The organism is Bacillus pumilus (assembly GCF_038738535.1).
Classification (GTDB): domain Bacteria; phylum Bacillota; class Bacilli; order Bacillales; family Bacillaceae; genus Bacillus.
Window position 1 is genome coordinate 743,626 of the sequence record NZ_CP046128.1, and the last position, 20,097, is coordinate 763,722.

General features: G+C 41.8%; 18 protein-coding genes and 1 pseudogene. 11 read left to right on the forward strand and 8 right to left on the reverse strand.

Translation table 11 applies throughout. The features are described 5' to 3' along the window. The first annotated feature begins 178 nt into the window (after positions 1-178). Together GKC25_RS03500 and GKC25_RS03505 are read left to right on the forward strand one after the other, a co-directional pair. A complete protein-coding gene (locus GKC25_RS03500) occupies positions 179-1,477 on the forward strand; it encodes a citrate:proton symporter (RefSeq protein WP_034665220.1) in 1,299 nt (432 codons plus the stop codon). 180 nt (positions 1,478-1,657) lie between these two features. Further along, positions 1,658-3,289, forward strand: coding sequence for a M14 family metallocarboxypeptidase (locus tag GKC25_RS03505; protein WP_342689534.1), 1,632 nt, complete (start codon positions 1,658-1,660; stop codon positions 3,287-3,289). Positions 3,290-3,517: 228 nt separating this feature from the next. On the opposite strand, the gene GKC25_RS03510 is transcribed toward GKC25_RS03505, so the two are convergent. Next, positions 3,518-4,003 (reverse strand): phenolic acid decarboxylase, encoded by a 486-nt coding sequence (locus tag GKC25_RS03510; RefSeq protein WP_095286068.1) that lies wholly within the window; start codon positions 4,001-4,003, stop codon positions 3,518-3,520. 112 nt (positions 4,004-4,115) lie between these two features. Between GKC25_RS03510 and GKC25_RS03515 the strand changes: the two genes are divergently transcribed. After that, on the forward strand, positions 4,116-4,673 hold the full coding sequence (locus tag GKC25_RS03515; protein ID WP_187704399.1) for a PadR family transcriptional regulator: 558 nt from the start codon (positions 4,116-4,118) through the stop codon (positions 4,671-4,673). A gap of 104 nt (positions 4,674-4,777) precedes the next feature. Continuing rightward, positions 4,778-5,884 carry a nitric oxide synthase oxygenase gene (locus GKC25_RS03520; protein WP_034665210.1) on the forward strand — a complete coding sequence of 369 codons (1,107 nt, stop codon included), beginning with the start codon at positions 4,778-4,780 and terminating at the stop codon, positions 5,882-5,884. Between the two features lie 19 nt (positions 5,885-5,903). On the opposite strand, the gene GKC25_RS03525 is transcribed toward GKC25_RS03520, so the two are convergent. Then, the gene (locus GKC25_RS03525; RefSeq protein WP_170938433.1) at positions 5,904-6,173 is read right to left on the reverse strand and encodes an acylphosphatase; all 270 of its coding nucleotides are present in this window, start codon (positions 6,171-6,173) and stop codon (positions 5,904-5,906) included. Positions 6,174-6,295: 122 nt separating this feature from the next. On the opposite strand from GKC25_RS03525, the gene GKC25_RS03530 reads away from it, so the two are divergent. Next, positions 6,296-6,946 (forward strand): MOSC domain-containing protein, encoded by a 651-nt coding sequence (locus GKC25_RS03530; RefSeq protein WP_106038422.1) that lies wholly within the window; start codon positions 6,296-6,298, stop codon positions 6,944-6,946. A gap of 41 nt (positions 6,947-6,987) precedes the next feature. Here GKC25_RS03530 and GKC25_RS03535 read toward each other — a convergent pair whose 3' ends face one another. The 3 genes from GKC25_RS03535 to map form a co-directional block, all read right to left on the reverse strand. Next, entirely contained in the window at positions 6,988-7,125 is a 138-nt protein-coding gene (locus tag GKC25_RS03535; protein WP_003214303.1) for a YflJ family protein, read from the reverse strand. 134 nt (positions 7,126-7,259) lie between these two features. After that, complete coding sequence (locus GKC25_RS03540; protein WP_003214360.1) at positions 7,260-7,421, reverse strand: hypothetical protein; 162 nt, start codon at positions 7,419-7,421, stop codon at positions 7,260-7,262. Between the two features lie 123 nt (positions 7,422-7,544). Beyond that, complete coding sequence (gene map, locus GKC25_RS03545; RefSeq protein ID WP_034665196.1) at positions 7,545-8,294, reverse strand: type I methionyl aminopeptidase; 750 nt, start codon at positions 8,292-8,294, stop codon at positions 7,545-7,547. A gap of 191 nt (positions 8,295-8,485) precedes the next feature. On the opposite strand from map, the gene nagE reads away from it, so the two are divergent. Beyond that, positions 8,486-9,847 carry an N-acetylglucosamine-specific PTS transporter subunit IIBC gene (gene nagE, locus GKC25_RS03550; RefSeq protein WP_252067883.1) on the forward strand — a complete coding sequence of 454 codons (1,362 nt, stop codon included), beginning with the start codon at positions 8,486-8,488 and terminating at the stop codon, positions 9,845-9,847. Between the two features lie 18 nt (positions 9,848-9,865). Here the strand turns inward: nagE and GKC25_RS03555 are convergent, their stop codons facing one another. Continuing rightward, positions 9,866-10,624 (reverse strand): DUF817 domain-containing protein, encoded by a 759-nt coding sequence (locus GKC25_RS03555; protein WP_095286073.1) that lies wholly within the window; start codon positions 10,622-10,624, stop codon positions 9,866-9,868. Positions 10,625-10,819: 195 nt separating this feature from the next. On the opposite strand from GKC25_RS03555, the gene GKC25_RS03560 reads away from it, so the two are divergent. Continuing rightward, the gene (locus tag GKC25_RS03560; RefSeq protein WP_034665187.1) at positions 10,820-11,323 is read left to right on the forward strand and encodes a DoxX family protein; all 504 of its coding nucleotides are present in this window, start codon (positions 10,820-10,822) and stop codon (positions 11,321-11,323) included. Between the two features lie 44 nt (positions 11,324-11,367). Here the strand turns inward: GKC25_RS03560 and GKC25_RS03565 are convergent, their stop codons facing one another. Next, entirely contained in the window at positions 11,368-11,955 is a 588-nt protein-coding gene (locus tag GKC25_RS03565) for a YjgB family protein (RefSeq protein ID WP_095286074.1), read from the reverse strand. A gap of 99 nt (positions 11,956-12,054) precedes the next feature. Then, positions 12,055-14,037: an LTA synthase family protein gene (locus GKC25_RS03570; RefSeq protein WP_187704400.1), complete on the reverse strand. Its 1,983-nt coding sequence runs from the start codon at positions 14,035-14,037 to the stop codon at positions 12,055-12,057. A gap of 578 nt (positions 14,038-14,615) precedes the next feature. Here GKC25_RS03570 and GKC25_RS03575 point away from each other — a divergent pair. From GKC25_RS03575 to treP, 4 genes and pseudogenes are all read left to right on the forward strand, one after another. Continuing rightward, positions 14,616-16,274, forward strand: a complete 1,659-nt coding sequence (locus GKC25_RS03575) for a pyridoxal phosphate-dependent decarboxylase family protein (RefSeq protein ID WP_095286076.1) — start codon at positions 14,616-14,618, stop codon at positions 16,272-16,274. A 31-nt stretch (positions 16,275-16,305) separates the two neighbouring features. Further along, a complete protein-coding gene (locus tag GKC25_RS03580) occupies positions 16,306-18,030 on the forward strand; it encodes a methyl-accepting chemotaxis protein (protein WP_034665174.1) in 1,725 nt (574 codons plus the stop codon). A gap of 79 nt (positions 18,031-18,109) precedes the next feature. Then, positions 18,110-18,495: pseudogene (locus GKC25_RS03585) on the forward strand (DUF1992 domain-containing protein). Positions 18,496-18,659: 164 nt separating this feature from the next. Continuing rightward, positions 18,660-20,096: a PTS system trehalose-specific EIIBC component gene (gene treP / locus GKC25_RS03590; RefSeq protein WP_034665169.1), complete on the forward strand. Its 1,437-nt coding sequence runs from the start codon at positions 18,660-18,662 to the stop codon at positions 20,094-20,096. Position 20,097 lies beyond the last annotated feature (1 nt).

A 20,097-nucleotide genomic window follows, 5' to 3' on the forward strand; every position in this document is an offset into this window, starting at 1 on the left:
TATGGAATCCATCAAAAGCAAAGTTTGAACAAAATGAACAAAAAGCATTTATCGACCGAAAAAGAATTAAAATTCATAATATTTACTTCAATTTCAACGTCAGATATCATGACAGAAAGGGTTGGAAATGGGATACCAACATTTAATGAAAGCGTATACAACATAAGGGGTGAACAAAGTGTTAGCAATCTTAGGATTTCTTATGATGGTTGTATTTATGGTTTTGATTATGACGAAACGTATGTCTGTTTTAACGGCATTGGTGTTAACACCAATTGCATTTGCTCTTATTGCAGGTTTTCATTTTACTGAAATTTCAGACATGATTGTCAAAGGTGTACAGCAAGTCGCACCGACAGCGGTCATGATTATGTTTGCGATTTTGTACTTTGGCATTATGATTGATGCTGGTTTATTTGATCCAATGGTGGCGAAAATTTTAAACATTGTCAAAGGTGATCCATTAAAAATTGTCGTCGGAACAGCTGTCCTGACCATGCTTGTTGCACTTGATGGTGACGGGACAACAACGTACATGATTACAACAACAGCGATGCTTCCGTTATTTACGCTGCTTGGCATCCGTCCGATTATTTTAGCGGGGATTGCCGGAGTTGGCATGGGGATTATGAATACGATTCCATGGGGAGGTGCCACGCCTAGAGCGGCGAGTGCACTTGGCGTTGATCCTTCACTTTTATTTGGCCCGATGATTCCAGTCATTGGTGCAGGGGTTTTGAGCATGATTGTGGTGGCATACTTTCTTGGGAAGTCTGAAAGAAAACGTCTTGGTGTCATTGAGCTCGACCAGCCGATTCATGCAAATGAAATGGCAGCGGCACTGCAGGATGACATCAAGCGGCCGAAACTTTGGTGGTTTAACTTGACGCTTACGTTGTTATTGGTGCTCCTTCTTGTCTCAGGAAAAGTCAGCTTAACGGTTCTATTTGTTCTTGCTTTCTGTGTGGCGATTATCGTGAACTATCCGAACCTTGAACAGCAGCGTGAGCGGATTGCGGCTCATTCAACCAACGTCTTAGCCATTGCCTCTATGATTTTTGCGGCAGGGGTTTTTACAGGTATCTTAACTGGAACGAAAATGGTCGATGAAATGGCGATTTCGATTGTATCTGCCATTCCAGAGCAGCTTGGCGGCTTCATTCCAGTCATTGTTGCGTTAACGAGCGGGATATTTACGTTCTTTATGCCGAATGATGCATACTTTTATGGGGTCCTGCCGATCCTATCAGAAACAGCGGCAGCATACGGTGTTGATAAAATCGAAATCGCGAGAGCTTCTATTATTGGTCAGCCGATTCATATGCTAAGCCCACTTGTTCCATCGACTCATTTACTTGTTGGACTTGTTGGGGTATCACTGGATCAGCATCAGAAGTTTGGCATGAAATGGGCTGTACTTGCAGTCGTCGCCATGACGGTCATGTCGATACTCATTGGGGCCATCTCCATTTGGTAAATAAAAGAGTGTCTGCTACTTGAGCAGGCACTTTTTTTAGGTCATATTGCCGAGCAGGCTCGATTCATTTGCCCTATACAAAAAACATGTCTGTTCCTCCAAAAGATATATTTTTGAAAAATACTGACACTTTTACTGTTTTTTTCTTTATAATGCAAATCAACGAAGGGAGAGGATAGCATGTCCAAACGAAAAGGCACGATTCTTTTTACTGCTGTATGCCTCATAGCAGGAAGTTTGTCGATGGTGAGCCCAGCTTCAGCTCATGCAGATACCCCTTATTTTGGAAAGAGTTATGAACAGCCGGCCTCAGTGAAGAAGCTATACCCTGAACCTGACGAGACGTTCGACACCCCTGCCTTTCAGAAAAAAGGAGAAGCCTTTACAACACAAGAAGAGCTTCAAGAATTCTTACGTGATATTGTCAGCAAAAGTCCTTACGCTACGCAGAAACAGATTGGAACATCCATTGAAGGACGGTCCATTTCAGCTCTCTACTTTACAAAGGATCGTCATATCTCTCCACTTTCAAAAAAGCCAACGATCTGGCTTCAAGCACAAATACACGGAAATGAACCAGCCTCCGGTGAATCTGCTCTCGTCATCGCAAAACGATTAGCAGGTGAACAAGGAGAGCGTATACTCAATCATGTGAATATGATCATTGTCCCGAGAATCAATCCTGATGGTTCTTATGCGTTTGACCGCAGGCTTGCAAACGGAACGGATGGAAACCGTGATCATATGACATTAGAATCTCCAGAGCTCACAGCCCTGCATCAAGAATTTAATCGGTATGCACCAGAAGTAGTCATTGATGCCCATGAATACGATGTAGGACAAAAGCAGTTTGATGATATCGGCTCAGCGGGTGCCCTCAAATATCACGATTTACTGATATTATCAGGCAAGAACTTGAATATTCCAGAAAGCATCCGGCTCACGTCAAATGAATTATACGTGAGCGGCGTCCGTGAAACGCTGACAAATCAAGGATTTTCGAATGATTTATATTATACAAGCACAAGAGGAAAGGATGGAAAGATCGATCTCTATGAAGGCGGAACGGATGCACGAATTGGCCGAAATGCCTTGGCGCTCTCGCCAGCGCTGTCCTTTCTTGTAGAAAGCAGAGGGATTGGAATTGGAAGAGAGGACTTTACCCGCCGCGTCGCAGCACAAGTCACCACACATGAAAAAATCATTGAAACAACGGTGAAGCATGCTAAGCAGGTGAAGCAGCAAATGGTGACGGAGCGACTGAAGCTGGTGAAAAAAGGACTTCAATCAAATGATGACGATCAAGTGGTTATTCAAGATGATTTCAAAGCGCCTGTGGATGATTCGCTTGAAATGGTGGATATTGAAAAAGGACAGACCATCAATGTCCCTGTACGCTTTCACAGTGCGAGCGATGCTGTTCCTGTCATGTCGAGAGAACGACCGACAGCTTATCTCGTTTTACCTGGGCATGAAGGGGTAGAACGGAAGCTGAAAACTTTAGGGTTAAAAAGTGTCACATTGCCTGTCGGCGTGAAAGTACCAGTACAAGCCTATCAAGTAACAAAACGAGACGAAAAGAGCAAAACAGATATTCAGCTTGAAACAAAACTCACCCAAAAGAAACGTCAGCTGCCAAAAGGGACAAAGGTATATATCACGGCGCAGCCGCAAACGAATTTATTGTCACTTGCCCTTGAGCCAGAATCAAAAGACAGCTATATGTCATCTGGGTTTATTGCTTCAAAAGTAGGCGATGAACTCCCAGTGTACCGGTTCTTGCTATCTAAAAAGACGTTAGGCATTAAATAAAAAAGGGCTAAAATTATTTTAGCCCTCAACGTGTAGACAAACCCTCGCATTCGGTGTCAGTCCTGTGCGCCGATGCTCACGAATGTTAAATTCGCTCCGCTTCGGTGCTCGTCCTTCCTAGACTGCAAAGGTTTTCTATCACGCTGAAAAGAAGACAAAGGGCTAAAATAAACATCATTTTTAGCCCTTTGTCTACAATCTAGAAGCGGCACAGTGCGTGCCGCTTTTTTATTTTCGTCCAGCTCTTATTTCATCAGTCAAGCCTTCATATGGTGCTTCAGCGATAATGGTTTCGTCATTTACACCTGCATGATGGATATACGTAATGTCCGCAAATTCTGGAACAACATATTTTGGATAGGTGTCGTATTTTTCACGAGATTCTTTCATGAGATCGATATAGTCATTTTGATAGCAAACTGTGATATCTGGACGTTCATGCACCCATTTTGGGAAGAAGATGACGCCATGCATGCGTTTTTCTTCAGGCATAAAGTTCAGAGAGACGTCTGTCCCAGTTGGTTCTGTCCAAGAAACTTTGTAAACGCCTTTTGTCAGCTTCACAATATTCACTTCTTGATCACGGACCCAGCGGCCTCCAACCATTCCGCTATGAATGCGGTAATCAATGGTGTGATCGTTTTTAATGTAAATCTCATATTCCCAGCCATTTTCATACGTATAAATCATATGAAGTCCAACGAATTGATCCATGTTTATTCCTTCTTTCATTAGAATGATGTTATTTCAAACATGTCATGATTTACATGTTTATTTTAAAGTCTATGGTATACTATTGTCAAAGAATAAGCGTTGGAGGCACATTATGAGAGTTTTAAAATATGTCATTCTTGGTTTACTAGATCAGTGTGAGCTGACGGGATATGATATAACCAAACATTTTAAGGATTCCCTTGGACAGTTTTGGAGCGCGAAGCACAGCCAAATTTACCCTGAGCTGAAGCGTCTTACAGAAGAAGGGTTTATTGAATTTGATATTCGTATACAAGGAAAGAAGCTGGAGAAGAAGGTTTATCAAATCACAGAGGCAGGGAAAGCAGAATTGCATCAGTGGTTAAGGACAAAAGACCCGATACCAGAAACAACAAAGGATGAATTCATGCTCAAAACATTTTTCATCTCTTCCATGGACAACAAAGAAGCGGCTGACTTGTTTACACATCAACTGCTAGAGCGCACCAAAAAAATAGACATGCTAGAACAGAAGCTGCACGCTTTAACGGAGGAAGACCCTGCCGCTGAATCGCTTCATTCAGCGCAATTTGGGCATTACTTAGTGCTGACAAGGGCAATTGAAAGAGAAAAAGGCTATGTCCGCTGGCTCGAGCAGACCCTTAAACGGATTGATTCATCCGCGCTCTAAGGACAATGGTCGGATGATATGATAAAAAATGGTTTGAAACGAGTGAATTTATTAATAGAAACCGCTACAATGGATATATTCGTATTAAAGTGAGGCGAGTATGTTTGAGTAATCAAGAAGCGTTGTGGAATGAAGCAGAAGCTTTTATTTCTTTATGCTATGAAGAATTAAGCAAGTCAAATGAAGAGAAAGCAGCACGTCTGCATGAAATAAAACAAGAAATTGACTCTAAAGGGATGTATACTCACACACAAGAGGAATTGGCGCACGGGGCGAAAATGGCGTGGCGCAACAGCAACCGCTGCATTGGCCGTTTGTTTTGGTCAACCCTGCAAGTTCACGACTGCCGGCATGTGAAGACAGAAGAAGAGGTGAAAGAGGCACTCTTTCATCATATTGAGTATGCGACAAATGGTGGGAAAATCAAACCATCCATTACGATCTTTCCTCCAGAAAATCATTCGCAAAAGGAAGTCGTCATTTATAATCATCAGCTCGTTCGTTATGCAGGCTATGAGACGGAGTATGGCATCATTGGCGACGAGGCATCTCTTGAATTGACAAAGTTGTGTGAAGCCCATGGCTGGAAAGGGGAGGGCACGCATTTTGATATTCTGCCTCTCATGTTTCAGCTAAAGGATCAGCCGCCAGTTCTGTATGAGCTTCCGAAAGAAATCGTCCAAGAAGTCGAGATTACCCATCCTGAATATGAAGGATTTCGTGATTTAGGATTGAAATGGTACGCCGTTCCGATTATTGCTGATATGAAATTAGAGATTGGAGGTATTCATTACAATGCGGCACCGTTTAACGGATGGTATATGGGTACAGAAATTGGCGCACGTAACCTAGCCGATGAAAATCGCTACAATATGTTGAAAAAAGTTGCTTCTATTTTAGGGCTGGACACGACAAAGAATGCATCGCTTTGGAAGGACAAAGCCATTGTTGAGTTGAATGTGGCGGTTCTCCATTCTTACCGAGAAGCAGGGGTGACCATTGTTGATCACCATACAGCAGCACATCAATTCAAACAGTTTGAAAAGCAGGAAGAAAAGGCTGACCGCAAGCTGACTGGGGACTGGACATGGCTGATTCCGCCAGTATCACCAGCTGCTACCCACATCTTCCACAAGCATTACGACAATACCATTGTGAAGCCGAATTATTTTTATCAGGAAAAGCCCTACCATGGGACAGAAAAAGCCTAGCGAGAGCTAGGTTTTTTGATTACCTTATTCGAAAATCCTTATAATGAGCTAACTCAGTGAGCGGCTCCATCTGCATATCTGTGACCTTTGAAAAAGGGCTTCCTTTTCGAACGGTCTTTAAGAAATCAAGCACCTTTTGCTGCTCACCCTCTACCTTTAACTCGACATGACCTTCATCTGTGTTGCGTACCCAGCCTTTCATCCCGCGATTGACGGCTTCGCCTTGTACAAAATAGCGAAAACCGACTCCCTGCACCCGTCCTGTGACAATGGCATGATAATGAATCAATGTCATCTCTCCTTTTTTCTCATCGTACCATAGCATGTATCTGACCTTCACGCATCGACTATGATTTAATTGTCTAACGATGTAAAATAATAGGCATGAGACAACCAAAGGAGATGGTCATCGTGGGACAGAAGAGATACGATATAGTAGGAATCCAAGTAGGACAACCCATCACGACCTATGCGAACGGAAAAGAAATCAAAACAGCCATCAACAAAAAGCGTATTCATGAGCCTGTATATTTGAGTAAGGTCAATTTTGAGGGAGATAGCCAAGGTGATTTGGTTCATCATGGAGGATATGATAAAGCCGTCTGCGTCTTTCCATATGATCATTATGCTTACTTCGAGCAATTTTTAGGGGTTACATTACAGGAAGCTGCGTTTGGCGAAAATCTGACAGTGCGCAAGCTAGTCGAGACGAAGGTGCGTATTGGCGATGTCTTTCAACTTGGAGAAGCACTTGTTGAAGTGAGCCAGCCAAGACAGCCGTGTGTGAAACTATCTTTTAAGCACGCTAACATGAAGCTTGTCAAGGAAGTACAGCAAACGGGGTATACCGGTTTTTATTTACGGGTGCTGAAAGAAGGCATAGTGCCGCCTGATGGTTCTCTTGTATTAGTAGAAAAAGCGCCCCATCATATTACAGTCCATGAAGTGAACGAGGTCAAATATCGTCAAACAAGTCCAGAGAGGCTGAAAGCCGTTCTTGCAGTAGATGCCTTAGCAGATGTGGTGAGGAAGTCTTTAGAAAAACGAATTCAGCACATTTAAAAAAAGCCGTACATCTTATGCTGATGTACGGCTTTAAGCGTTTATGAGCTAGGTTTCTTTTGCTCAAGAAGATTTGCAAGGAAATATGTTTTTAAGCTTTGAAGCTTTCTTCCTTCATGCTTGGTCACACCAAGCTTCTTTAATTCTTCGACATACCAGCCTTTGCTACCATAATGCATGATAGAAAACTCCTTTCAATTGAAACTGCCTGCATTGTAACATCTCAAAAAAGGACGTGAAAAGTGTGCAGGGGTTAAAAAATGAAAACTGATTCTATCTGCCTATGATCCATGTATATGCTGGAAATAATCATTTATGAATTTGGCGGGTTGAGGGTAACGATGATCATGCCGACCGTCATAATCATGATGACAATACCAAGATAAGTCATCATGGATTGTTTTTTCTTAATACCTACAACCGTTAAGATGATACTTTCTATCAAAAAGATAACTCCTATGATGATGAACCACATATCAAATAAGACCCCTTTCGCATATCTTTGCCTATTTTACCACAGGCATTTTTGTTTAGTCGTGACAGATTCGTGAAAGGGAAACGAAAAAAACCCCTCCAGTGAAGAAGGGGACCTGCTGGCTTACAGCTTCGTTAAAATAATGGGTTCGTCTTTTGTGATCACAATGGTATGTTCAATCTGTGCCACTAGGCTTTTATCTGGTGTTTTAAATGTCCAGCCGTCATCAGTCTGATAAATCGATTCAGCATTTGTTGAAATAAAAGGTTCGAAGGCGATCACTGTGCCATTCTTAAACAAAGCATTATCGAATGGATCATAATAGTTCAAAATATGGTTGGGTGCTTCATGCAGATTTTTCCCAATGCCGTGTCCTGTTAGGTTTTTAATGACGGTAAATCCTTGTTCTTTGGCTGTATTGTAGACCGCACGGCCAATTTGGTTTTGTCTTTTACCGGCTTTTGCATGCTTTAATCCTTCGAGGAATGCATCCTCTGCACACTGGCATAATGCTTCAAGACGAGCATCACCTGTACCTAATACGAATGAAATGCCGGTATCGGAATAATAGCCGTCCAGCTCTGCTGAGATATCAATATTGATGAGGTCGCCCTCTTGTAAAATGGTTTTTTCACTTGGAATACCGTGTGCAACTTCATCGTTCACGCTGATACAAGTCGTCCCAGGGAAGTCATATTCCTTTTCAGGCGCCGAATTGGCTCCATGCTCTTCTAATATTTTTTTTCCAATCAAATCTAATTCTTTTGTAGACATGCCTGGTTTCGCTTGGCTTTTCATTTCTTCTCTTGCCAAAGCGACAATTCGGCCGACTTTTTTTAAGGCTTCTAACTCATGATCATGTTTGACAATCACTGTTCATTCCCGCTTTCTATAACTTCATTCTATACAATAGCTTACCACATTTTACGCGAAAAGAGTAAAGAGCGGAATGTCAAATGAATGTGGACAAATTGGTATAGATAACTAGATGTGCATATGATATATTTTTTATGAACATCATGAACGTTTGGTCATGATGAAGACAAAGGGGGAGAAGGCAAATGGTGTTTCAGTTTTTTCAAAAGCTAGGCAAATCATTTATGCTTCCAATCGCTGTGCTTCCGGCAGCAGGGATTATTTTGGCTATTGGGCGGGAGGATGTATTCGATATCCCGTTTATTCATGCGGCAGGGAATGCTATTTTTGCAAACTTGGCTTTAATTTTTGCAATGGGTATAGCGATCGGCATTGCAAAGGATGGTAATGGGGCAGCGGCATTATCAGGTGCGATCTCTTATTTTATTTTATCAGCTGGTACAACGTCGATTAATTCAACGAACAATATGGGGGTATTGGGCGGTATTTTATGCGGGCTATTGGCAGGGTATGTGTACAATCGCTTCAAGGATACAAAACTGCCGGAATACTTAGGGTTCTTTAGCGGAAGACGGCTTGTGCCCATTATGACCGCACTTTTCACCATTCTATTAGCAGCCGTTTTCGGATATGTATGGCCTCCGATTCAAAGCGGGATCAATGGTTTAGGGGAATGGATTTTAAGTCTTGGTGCGACGGGTGCAGGGCTGTTTGGTTTCTTTAACCGATTGCTCATTCCATTAGGGCTTCATCATGTGCTGAATAACTTATTTTGGTTTCAATTCGGGGAATTCAGCGGGGCAACAGGGGATCTAGCTCGATTCTTTAAAGGAGATCCAAGTGCGGGTGTCTTTATGACCGGGTTCTTCCCAGTGATGATGTTCGGTCTGCCAGCGGCATGTCTAGCCATGATTGTGACCGCAAAGCCTGAAAAGCGAAAAGCTACAGCTGGCTTGATGATTGGGATGGCGCTTACGTCATTTATTACAGGGATCACTGAACCAATTGAATTTTCATTTATGTTTTTATCTCCACTCTTATATGGTGTCCATGCTGTGCTAACAGGTCTTTCGCTCTTTATTGTGAACACCATTGGAATTCATAGCGGCTTCGCCTTTTCAGCAGGAGCGATTGATTACGTTTTAAGCTTTGGCATCGCACAAAAACCACTCATGCTGCTCGGAGTTGGGGTGCTTTATGGCATTGTGTACTTTGTCGTTTTCTATTTCCTCATTAAACTGTTAAAGCTCAAAACACCAGGCAGGGAAGATGATGACATTGAAGATATTGCAGCCGATGATACGAAGACGGCAGGTGCGAGTATGCTTGTAGAGGGACTTGGCGGCAAAGACAATATCACCACGATTGATCATTGTGCCACTCGTCTACGTTTAACAGTAGAAGATACACATTTATTAAATGAAGGCACATTGAAAAAAGCAGGTGCCAAAGGGGTACTGACTTCAGGGAAAACCTCCGTACAAATCATCATTGGAACGAATGTAGAATTTGTCGCAGATGATCTCCGCAAGGAAGTCGATCGAGATTGAAAAAAGCGTTCAGCCAGGTCAAATGGGCTGAACGTTTTTTTGTTTGCGCTGTTCGATCACCAGCACAATACTGATTACAACAAGTAAAAACCAAGAACTGATTTTCCCAAGATGTACGAGAGACCAAGCGTGCTGTTGATTTGGATATTGCCATGCTCCTAAAAAGGTGGTGACATTTTCGGCAATCCAAATGAAGAAACCAATCAGCAGAAATGAGACGACAAGCGGCATTCGAAAGGTAGAAGAGCCAACCTGAAACGAGACGGACGTTTTTCGAAACACGACAACAAGCAGCAATGTCAGCCACCACCTGAGATCATAGAGCCAATGATGCGTAAAGAAATTGAGATAAATGCACAAACTGATCCCGATTGAAAAAAACGGATGGGGCCATGAAGCCATCTGCACTTGAAGTCGGGACAGGGCCTGATAAATATAGCTTGCTACACTCGCATACATAAACCCGCTATAGAGCGGAACCCCAAAGACCTTCGTATAAGCTTCTTCAGGATAGGACCAAGAACCCATATGTACTTTATACATTTCTAAGCCAATTCCAATGAGGTGAAATAGACAAATCACCTTCAGTTCATTCAATGTCTCCAGCCGAAGCGTCAGCATGAGAATCTGTGCCAGGAGGCAAAGCAGTAGAATGAAATCATACCGGTGAAGAAAAGGAATAGCCACCATCTTTGATAGGGCAAGCGCCGCAAAGATCATGACAGGGAATAGACACGACATCGCCTGTAAGTAAGCAAAATGGAATAATGTTTTCATACAAAGTTAAACCCCTTCTTATTGTCTGAAATGACTTAGACGGTTTTAGCAAGGGAAAAGTTTACCTCACATAGATATTCATGAACAATTTGTGAATATCTATGTGAAAAAGATCACAAATTAGAAACGGCATAGTATAATAAGATCATAAAGAGAATGTGAAATATTTCACATAAATTAAAAGGAGGCATCATCATGTTTACAAAATTCTTACAAACGAATGTATGGGCAGCGGTTATCCTTTTGGCAGCAAGACTTTATATCGGATGGACTTGGCTGACATCTGGTATAGGAAAACTAACAGGCGGATTCGATGCATCAGGATATTTACAATTTGCGATAGCTGAACCTGTTGTCAAAGATGGCCATTTAGTGTATCCGTTCTATGTATGGTTTTTAGAAAATGTCGCTTTGCCGAATGCGGGACTATTCAGTGCCATGGTCATGTGGGGAGAAATCTTAGTAGGTCTAGGATTAATCGTTGGATTGTTCACAACAACTGCAGCCTTTTTCGGAAGCGTGATGAATGTCTCTTTCTTACTAGCTGGTACCGTCTCTGTCAACCCGCTTCTCTTGCTCATTGCCATCGTCATCATGGCAGCGAAAGGGAATGCAGGCAAATTTGGACTTGATTATGTCGCAGGTCCAGTCTTGAAACGAACAATGAAAAGAAAGCCGCATTTAGAAGTGGCTTCATAATAAAGAAAAAGCATCCTGAGCTTCTGCTCAGGATGCTTTTTTATTTAGGAATCGGCTTTCATCAGGTTAATATGCAGGACGGTGAGTTTATGCTGATTTATATCTGGGTCATGGCCGACGATAAATTCAAGCTCATAATCTCCAGTTCGATACACGTATTTTTTCTCTTTTGTCTGAGAGATGGTGCTGACCGAATCCGCTGGTCCAAGTTGTTTCTTTAATAGGGAAGGGGTCATCCCGCCGATATTCGTTTCTTTTTCTACATTTGTACCGAAATAACGGATTTCGTCAATTTTGCCTTTTGCATCATAATGAAAAGCAAATCCCGGATTCCCCATTTCAGCATGATACAAATCAAAGCTGCTGTGACCTGTTTCTGGATATGGATTTCCTAGTTTATGATGAACGTCTTTTTTTGTTTGAACACCAATTTTTAGTCCTTCTGCATAGTACGGCATTTGTCCTTTATGTGCCAGCTCATACACGTTGTTTAATGTGTTTTTCGGACCTTGAGGAACGGATTGTTCTACTGCTGTTTTGGTCATGGCGTGTGCTGAGACCGCAGGGCTGAAACCAATTAGGGCGGACGAAGCGAGTGAAGCAGTCACGACAAAAGCGGTTGTTTTTTTCAAGATAAATCCCTCCTTCTTCTTTCTATACCCGGTGCAATAGCGGTCAAACGTGAAAAGAACCAGCTGATCAGGGATCGGCTGGTTCTTAAAATGAGAAAGTTATTTTGATGAAGAGCTGGATTCATCTTTGGCGGAAGAGGAATCTTCTTCATCCTGTACTTTCTTTGTATAGTCATATTGATTGCGGTCAATCGGTGTAAAGCCTTTAGGCATGTAGAAACGGAGTAAATCTTCGGTGACGATCTTATCAGATGTCTCCAGCATCTTTTTCACCGTTTCATTTTCTTGTGATGCTTTATCAGTCGGCTCAATTTTCTCGCCTGTTTTGTTGCTGTAATAGTTATTGCCTACTTTTGTGTAGTCCTTAGAGACGAAGTCACCGTTTCTAAATGGCACAAGCTCTTTGAAGTTCTTCGATAAGATATCAGAACCAGACATTAAATAGTTCTTCGTATCATCGCCGAGCAGGTGCAGAAGGGTTGGTGCGATATCGACTTCTCCAGAGTATTTATGAATCTGTCCGCCTTTTACCCCTGGTACATGAATAAAGAGCGGCACACGCATGAGCTGCGCATTTTCATAATCTCCGATTTTTTGTCCTGTCACTTTTTCCATCGCTTCATTGTGATTTTCAGAAATGCCGTAATGGTCTCCGTACATAATGACGACTGTATTGTCATAGAGACCTGATTTTTTCAAGTCGTTGAAGAACTGTTCAATGGCTTCATCTAAATAATGAGCCGATTGGAAATAGTTATTGACGACAGAGTCTCCGAAGTCACCAGGTTCGAAATCGGTATCACCTTCATCCATTCCAAATGGGAAATGGTTCGATAACGTAATGAATTTCGAATAAAACGGCTGCTTCAAGTTTTCGAGCATTGGCATGGATTCTTTGAAGAAAGGTTTGTCTTTCAGCCCATAGTTCTTCGTATCTTGCTCATTCATATCGTAGTACTCAGAATCGTAAAATCTGTCATATCCAAACGACTTAAACATTTCATTACGGTTCCAGAAGGTTTTCGTATTGCCGTGGAATTCTGCTGACGTGTATTGATCCTTCTTCAAGATGCCAGGAAGTGCTTGATACGTGTTTTGCGCTTTGTTAATAAAAACAGAGCCCTGTGATAATGGGAATAGCCCAGTATCCATCATAAATTCAGCATCAGACGTCTTTCCTTGTCCTGTTTGATGGAAGAAGTTATCAAAGTAAAACGTTTGGTTGTCGTGTGCCAATGAATTAAGGAATGGCGTCACTTCTTTTCCGTTTACTTTGTAATCAATGACAAAGTTTTGCAGAGATTCAAGAGAAATGGTGATCACGTTCATGCCTTTCGCTTTCCCGTAATACGCCGGGTTAGGATCAGCGCTGTTCGCTTTTAAATAGTTCTCTACATCTGTCACGTCATTTGAATTTGCCAGAGCACGCTGGCTGTTTGATTTCACATTTTGAATGGCATCAAACACAGTAAAATTATAAGCACCTAAATATTTAACTAAATAATTGCGGTCAAACGATCTTGATAAAAGCTCTGGTCGATCAATCTCTGCGGCGACTAAGTTCATCACAAAGATCACAACAGAGGACACAAGGACGAGTCTAAACGATTTTGACTTTTGAACAGGTACAGTAGCTGTACTTGTTTGCTGCTGCTTTTTCATGCGGACTGCGAGTACGATCAAAATGATTGTATCCATAAAGTAAAACATATCAGTCCAACGCATGAGTGAAAATGCACTATCACCTAATTGTCCGCCATTCGTTCCTGCCTGCATCACGGTAGGCAGCGTGATAAAGTCATTGAAGAATCGATAGTACACGATGTTTGCGTATAGTAAAAAAGACATGAAAAAATGAATCACAATGATAGCGGCAGGCTGCCATTTTTTCTTGAACAATAAAGCAAAGCCAAGAAAGAACAAGCTGGAGCTAATAGGATTCACGAAAAGCAAAATATGCTGAAGCACATTTGATATACCAAGTTTAAATTCAATTAAATACGCTGAATACGTTTTGAGCCAAAGTAAGATGGCTGCAATAACAAAGAAGCCGAGGCCTCGTTTTTGAATAAATGTTTTCATAAAAACACTCCTTTTCTCCGATACACGGAAGAGGCGGAACGAAAGAAAACGAACCATTAGAATATACCATGAAATGCTCAAATAGAAAAGTGTTAACCGGAGAAGAGCGTCAGCAGCCTGTCCGAGCAATAAAAGGGAAGAAAACGAAAATATTCGCTCTTCGAAAAACTTTTTATGAAATTCATCCTATTATTAACAGAAAATTCAGCAATTTCCCAGTTGCTATATCAATAAAACAGGTAAAAAGACACAAGCCTAAAGAATTAATTTGGTTTCTACAATGATGATTTAGAGAGTATTTCCAGTGTTTCTTAATGTTTATGCAGGTTAAGTAAAAAAAATGAGAAAAAGAATGGAGGAGGAACATGGATGAAATTTCCTTCTATGAGATATATCAATATATTTTTTTGTTTCATCAACATAATGTTTTCGATGTGTTTTGTAAGGGTTTTATTTATTTTGATGAATGAACAAATTATCTAAATATACTTAAGTGAACATTTCGAGACTATAAACTTTTAAATTGGGGTCGATATAGACTTTGACAGGAAATCTTCCATTGAAAGGATTGATAGTATATGACTGTACGAGCAGAGAACCTCGTTCAGAACTGGTTTCCGAGTGAGGACGGAAATGCAGCAGAGCGTAAAGAACTCATCAAATTGATGGAGCAGATTGTTTCAGGGGTCGATCATCTGAAAGATCCGAACCGTGCACACCTAAAGGGTGAAAAGAATCGTGGAGAAGATTTTTACCAAAAGCTCACTGAAACAAGTCAAATTCCGGTGAACGGCCAACAAGCGGAACTTGTGAATGAAGAATTACTGAAGCTTTTACATAACCATCCATACCACACAAAGTATTTCTTCACGAACATTTTGCCAATGGCAAGTACACCAGGAATTCTAGGCATGCTGACGGCCATGCTGGTAAATGGAAACAACCTATGGGATGTTTATGGACCAGCAGGAGCGGAAGCTGAGGTCAGAGTGGTCTCAATGATGTCTAAGCTCATCGGATATGATCCAAGTGTGAGCGGGGGATATACAACATGGGGAGGTCAGGGAGCCATTTTCTCAGGACTACGTTTAGCGATTGCAAAAGTTGCGCCGGAGTCACTACGGAAAGGTGTCCCGCAAAATCTTTATGCGTTTTGTTCTGATGCTGCACATTACAGCTTATTTAAGTCAATGGAAGCAACAGGACTTGGCACAGACAATTTGATCAGAATTAAGACGAATAAAGATCATTCGATGGATATGGAAGATTTGCGTTGTCAAATGGAACGTGTTGCACAAAATGGCGGAATTCCCGTTTATATTGTCGCAACAACCGGAACAACAGATGCCATTGCAATTGATGATGTAAAAGGGGTACGTGAAACAGCAGAAGCCATTGCTGAGGAGTATGGTCTACAGGTGCCGCATATTCATGCGGATTCAGCGCTCGGCGGATTTTTTGCTTTCTTTAATGAGTATGATGTAGCTGAAAACCCGCTGCAATTCTCATACGGTGTTCTTCGTATGCTAAAAGAAATCAAAGCGAAATTCCAGCATCTTTCTCTTGCTGACACGATGTGCTTTGACTTTCAAAAGCTCGGCCAAACACCTTACACATCTAGTTTATTCTTAGTGAAAAATGCTGCTGACCTAAAGCGTTTAGATCTGGAAGAACAAGAGACACCATATGTTGGTCATAGAGGCTACGGCGAATACCATACGGGTTATACACTGGAATGCTCAAGAATGGGAAGCTCTATCAGTATGCTGAGTGTGCTGTTAACGTTTGGAATTGAAGGCTACCAGCGCTTGCTCGGTCAATTCCTAGAGGTGAACCTTGCCTTTAGAGAAGCACTCAGTCAAGAAATTCCGCAAGCTGAAGTCGTGAATGATGACAACGTCGGAATGGCTACATTATTTAGAATTTACCTAGACGGCTCACCGCGTTTTCAAGAAGAGATTTCAGGCGAAGCGACTGCAATGGAAATTGAGCGGAATAATGAATTGAACAAAATGCTGTTTGAAAAGCTTGGAGAGAAAAGAGACGAAATGTTCTTTGGCGATACAACGAAGTTTTTACTTGTAAATGCAAAAGAAGGACAAGAATTCTATCTAAGTGTTAGTAAGTTTTTTGTTATCTCACCTTATACGTTACCAGAGCATATCCCACATATCGTATCTTATTTAAAAGATGTGATCGCATCTGTTTGTGGACAATTTGAACATGTACATGCTTAAATCAAATCTGAGAGTGGAGATGTAGGAAAAAATGGCGAAACAAAGGAAATTTGGAGGGTACACGATATCCTCTAAAATCATGTCAGTCGTTGTCGTAACATTACTCGCAACCGTTGCACTATTCGTTTTAACATTTTATCTAGTCAGCCAGGATTTATCATCCCAGTTATTAAAGCAATTTGATTATCGATTAACAACAGATATTGATACTGCAAAGAAAGAAATCGATAATTTGGATGGAAACGTTCTTGGCATTAGCGGGAAGGATGATCCCCTTTATGTGGAGGTCAAAAAGAAATTCAAGGAGCTTCAAGAAGATCATACGCTTGAGAACTTATACGTGCTATCTAATAAAGGCGGCAAAGAAAGAATTATTATATTAACTGGGGAAGAAAATGATTTTGATCAAGATTATGCCTTTTCAGATGAGATGAAACAAGCACTTTCTGAAGATAAAATGATCAAAAGTGATATTTACAAAGACTCATTTGGTACACATAAATCAGTCTTTTTGCCAATCAAAGATTCAGGCGGTGAACTGACGGGGATTTTAGGAATTGATTTAGATGCATCTGTTGTGCCTGAAACAACGAAGAAGCTGACGATCTATATCACGGTTGCATCTGCTATTGTGCTCATCGGTGGGTTGTTTTTCTCCTTTATCATGGGCAGAAGAATTGCGAAACCAGCACGTTCATTGATGGAATCAGCGAACCGAATTGCTGACGGTGATTTAACTGGAATGGTAGAGGTTGAAAGTAAAGATGAGATCGGTCAACTTGCCGCATCCTTCCAAAAGATGCAGGGGCGGATCAAAGAGCTCATTGCGAAGATCTCAAACTCATCTAGTGAAGTGTCGAAAATGTCCTCACAGCTTCGCACCGTAACGAATGAATCGAGTCAAAGTGCGCAGCAAGTGTCAGAAGCCATGACGAATATGAGTGAAGGAATCAATGATTCTGTCGCAAATATTACGGATTGTACAACATCCGTTGCAGAGATCGATACTCAAATCGAAGGTGTCACAAAAGAAGTCGATGAAATGAAATCTGTTTCATCTGACGTACAAGAGCAGTCAGAATCTGGTCAAAAACTAGTGAATCATGTGCTTGAGCATCTGAATATGTTACATGACAAGATGACCAACTCAAAGCAGGCAGCAGAAGAATTACAATCTCATTCCACGGAGATTGAAAGTGTCATCTCGATTATTACGGACATTTCAGCGCAAACGAATCTGCTTGCACTGAATGCTTCAATTGAAGCGGCACGTGTTGGAGAAGAAGGAAAAGGGTTTGCTGTTGTGGCAGATGAGGTGCGTAAGTTAGCTGAGCAATCAGCGGATGCGGCTAAAACCGTTTCAGACCTCGTCATCGGCACACAGGAAAACAGTCAGCGTGTTCTTGAAAGCGTAGAGGAAAGCAGTAAAGCAGTGGAAGAAGGACGTGAACAAATGGAAGGCACGTCACAAAACTTCGCTGTGATTTACGATGGCGTATCTCAGTTTTCAAGAAGAACGAACAATTTGCTTGCTTCTATTAAGCAAGTAGAGCAAGCATATCAAACGATTTCTACATCGATTGAACAAATTTCGGTTGTATCGGAAGAACACGCCGCCAGCTCTCAAGAAGTAGCGGCAGCAACAGAACAGCAAAGTGCTGGCATGCAGCAAATTTCAAGTGCGATTGAACAGCTCTCTGATATGTCAGAGGACTTAGCACAGATGGTATCTACTTTCAAAATCGACAATAAATAACGAGAAAGCTGACTCTTGTGAGAGAGTCAGCTTTTTTGCTATGCTTAATCAAATCGTTGCAGACGAAAGGAGAAACGCCATGGATTTTGCACAGAGATTATCAGAAGAACGGATCAAAAAAGCGATGGATCACGGGGCTTTTGAAGGATTATCTGGCTTTGGCAAACCCCTGCCTAAAGATGATGCTGCTCATGTACCTGAAGAACTCAGAATGGGTACAGGATGATGAAAAATGCTGGCTTTGCTGGGGAAGAAACAGCACTGAAAAAAGAACTCATGACCGTCAAAGAGCTTCTTCACTCCAGTATAGACGGAGAGGAAAGAAAAAAACTTTCTCTCATATGTGAAGAAAAACAAAAACGCCTGGATGAACTCACATCTAAGCGTCAAACTTTTGCCCGTCCAGCCTCCTCCTTTTATAAAAACAGGGTCTACGAAAAATTAACGGAGCATAAAAAAAGATGATGACACGCTGCCTCTCCTGAGCACATTGAGGGAGCTTTTTTTATGAAAGCGCTGCATTTTGTTGTTGACTACATGTATATACAAATATAAAATAAGAAACAAACATGTATATACAAGTTTTTTGGTTCTTTTTTCTTATAAAAAACGATCTCGGAGGGGATAGCATGGCTGATTATCAGGCAGCAGCAGATCAGATTGTGAAAGCCATCGGCGGCAAAGAAAATATTGATCAAGCAACACATTGTGTGACAAGGCTGCGCTTTGTACTGAAAGATGAAGGAAAGGTTGACGAGAAAGCACTTGAACAAATAGAAGAAGTGAAGGGATCTTTCTCAGCGAACGGTCAATACCAAGTTGTGATCGGCCAAGGGGTCGTCAATCGAGTATATGCTGAAATGGTGAAACAGACAGGCATTGGGGAAGCCACAAAAGAGGACGTTAAGCGTGCCTCTGATCAAAAATTAAATCCATTGCAGCGTGCTGTGAAAACGCTTGCGGATATCTTTATTCCGATTCTTCCTGCCATCGTCACAGCCGGTTTATTAATGGGGATTAATAATATTTTAACAGCTCCAGATATTTTCTTTGATCAAAAATCGATTGTGGATGTGTATCCGGCATGGGCTGATTTAGCGAATATGATCAACTTGATTGCAGGCACTGCCTTCACATTTCTGCCCGCATTAATCGGCTGGTCAGCAGTGAAGCGGTTTGGGGGAAATCCGCTCTTAGGGATGGTCCTTGGGCTGATGCTCGTACACCCAGACTTATTAAATGCGTGGGGCTATGGAGCGGCTGAAAAGTCCGGTGAGATTCCTGTCTGGAATTTGTTTGGACTTGAAGTGCAAAAGGTAGGCTATCAAGGGCAGGTTCTTCCGATACTCGTCGCCTCCTATTTACTTGCAAAGCTCGAATTATTCATCACAAAACGGACACCTGAAAGCATTCAGCTGTTAGTGGTTGCACCGATTACGTTATTAGTCATTGGCTTTTTATCCTTTATCGTCATTGGACCTGTTACATTTGCAATCGGTAACGTTTTAACATCTGGACTTGTGGCTGTATTCCAGCAGTTCGCAGCACTTGGCGGTCTATTATACGGCGGATTGTACGCTGCATTAGTGATTACAGGGATGCACCATACGTTCCTCGCTGTCGATATTCAATTGATTAATTCCAAACTGCATGGCACGTTTCTATGGCCGATGCTCGCACTGTCTAATATCGCACAAGGATCAGCCGCACTCGCGATGATGTTTGTTTTAAAAGATGAAAAGCAAAAGGGGCTCTCACTGACATCAAGTATTTCCGCTTACTTAGGAATTACCGAGCCAGCGATGTTTGGCGTCAACCTGCGCTATCGATTCCCATTTATTTTTGCACTCATTAGCTCTGGTTTAGCTGGTATGTTTATCGCCTCTCAAGGGGTGCTGGCAAGCTCAGTTGGTGTTGGAGGCATTCCAGGAATCTTCTCCATTATCCCGAAATATTGGGGCGCATTTGCGATAGGGATGGTCATTGTACTCATCGTCCCGTTCATTGGAACCCTTTTGTATGCAAAGCTAAAAAAGAAGAAAGATGTTTCACAAGAACTTAACTAGT

What these genes read in the sequence shown, in the direction of transcription:
- GKC25_RS03505 (WP_342689534.1), top strand. Translation starts at nt 1,658, where the DNA reads ATGTCCAAACGAAAAGGCACGATTCTTTTTACTGCTGTATGCCTCATA.
- GKC25_RS03510 (WP_095286068.1), bottom strand. Translation starts at nt 4,003, where the DNA reads ATGGATCAATTCGTTGGACTTCATATGATTTATACGTATGAAAATGGC.
- GKC25_RS03515 (WP_187704399.1), top strand. Translation starts at nt 4,116, where the DNA reads ATGAGAGTTTTAAAATATGTCATTCTTGGTTTACTAGATCAGTGTGAG.
- GKC25_RS03535 (WP_003214303.1), bottom strand. Translation starts at nt 7,125, where the DNA reads ATGCATTATGGTAGCAAAGGCTGGTATGTCGAAGAATTAAAGAAGCTT.
- GKC25_RS03540 (WP_003214360.1), bottom strand. Translation starts at nt 7,421, where the DNA reads ATGTGGTTCATCATCATAGGAGTTATCTTTTTGATAGAAAGTATCATC.
- GKC25_RS03555 (WP_095286073.1), bottom strand. Translation starts at nt 10,624, where the DNA reads ATGAAAACATTATTCCATTTTGCTTACTTACAGGCGATGTCGTGTCTA.
- GKC25_RS03560 (WP_034665187.1), top strand. Translation starts at nt 10,820, where the DNA reads ATGTTTACAAAATTCTTACAAACGAATGTATGGGCAGCGGTTATCCTT.
- GKC25_RS03570 (WP_187704400.1), bottom strand. Translation starts at nt 14,037, where the DNA reads ATGAAAACATTTATTCAAAAACGAGGCCTCGGCTTCTTTGTTATTGCA.
- GKC25_RS03575 (WP_095286076.1), top strand. Translation starts at nt 14,616, where the DNA reads ATGACTGTACGAGCAGAGAACCTCGTTCAGAACTGGTTTCCGAGTGAG.
- GKC25_RS03580 (WP_034665174.1), top strand. Translation starts at nt 16,306, where the DNA reads ATGGCGAAACAAAGGAAATTTGGAGGGTACACGATATCCTCTAAAATC.
- treP (WP_034665169.1), top strand. Translation starts at nt 18,660, where the DNA reads ATGGCTGATTATCAGGCAGCAGCAGATCAGATTGTGAAAGCCATCGGC.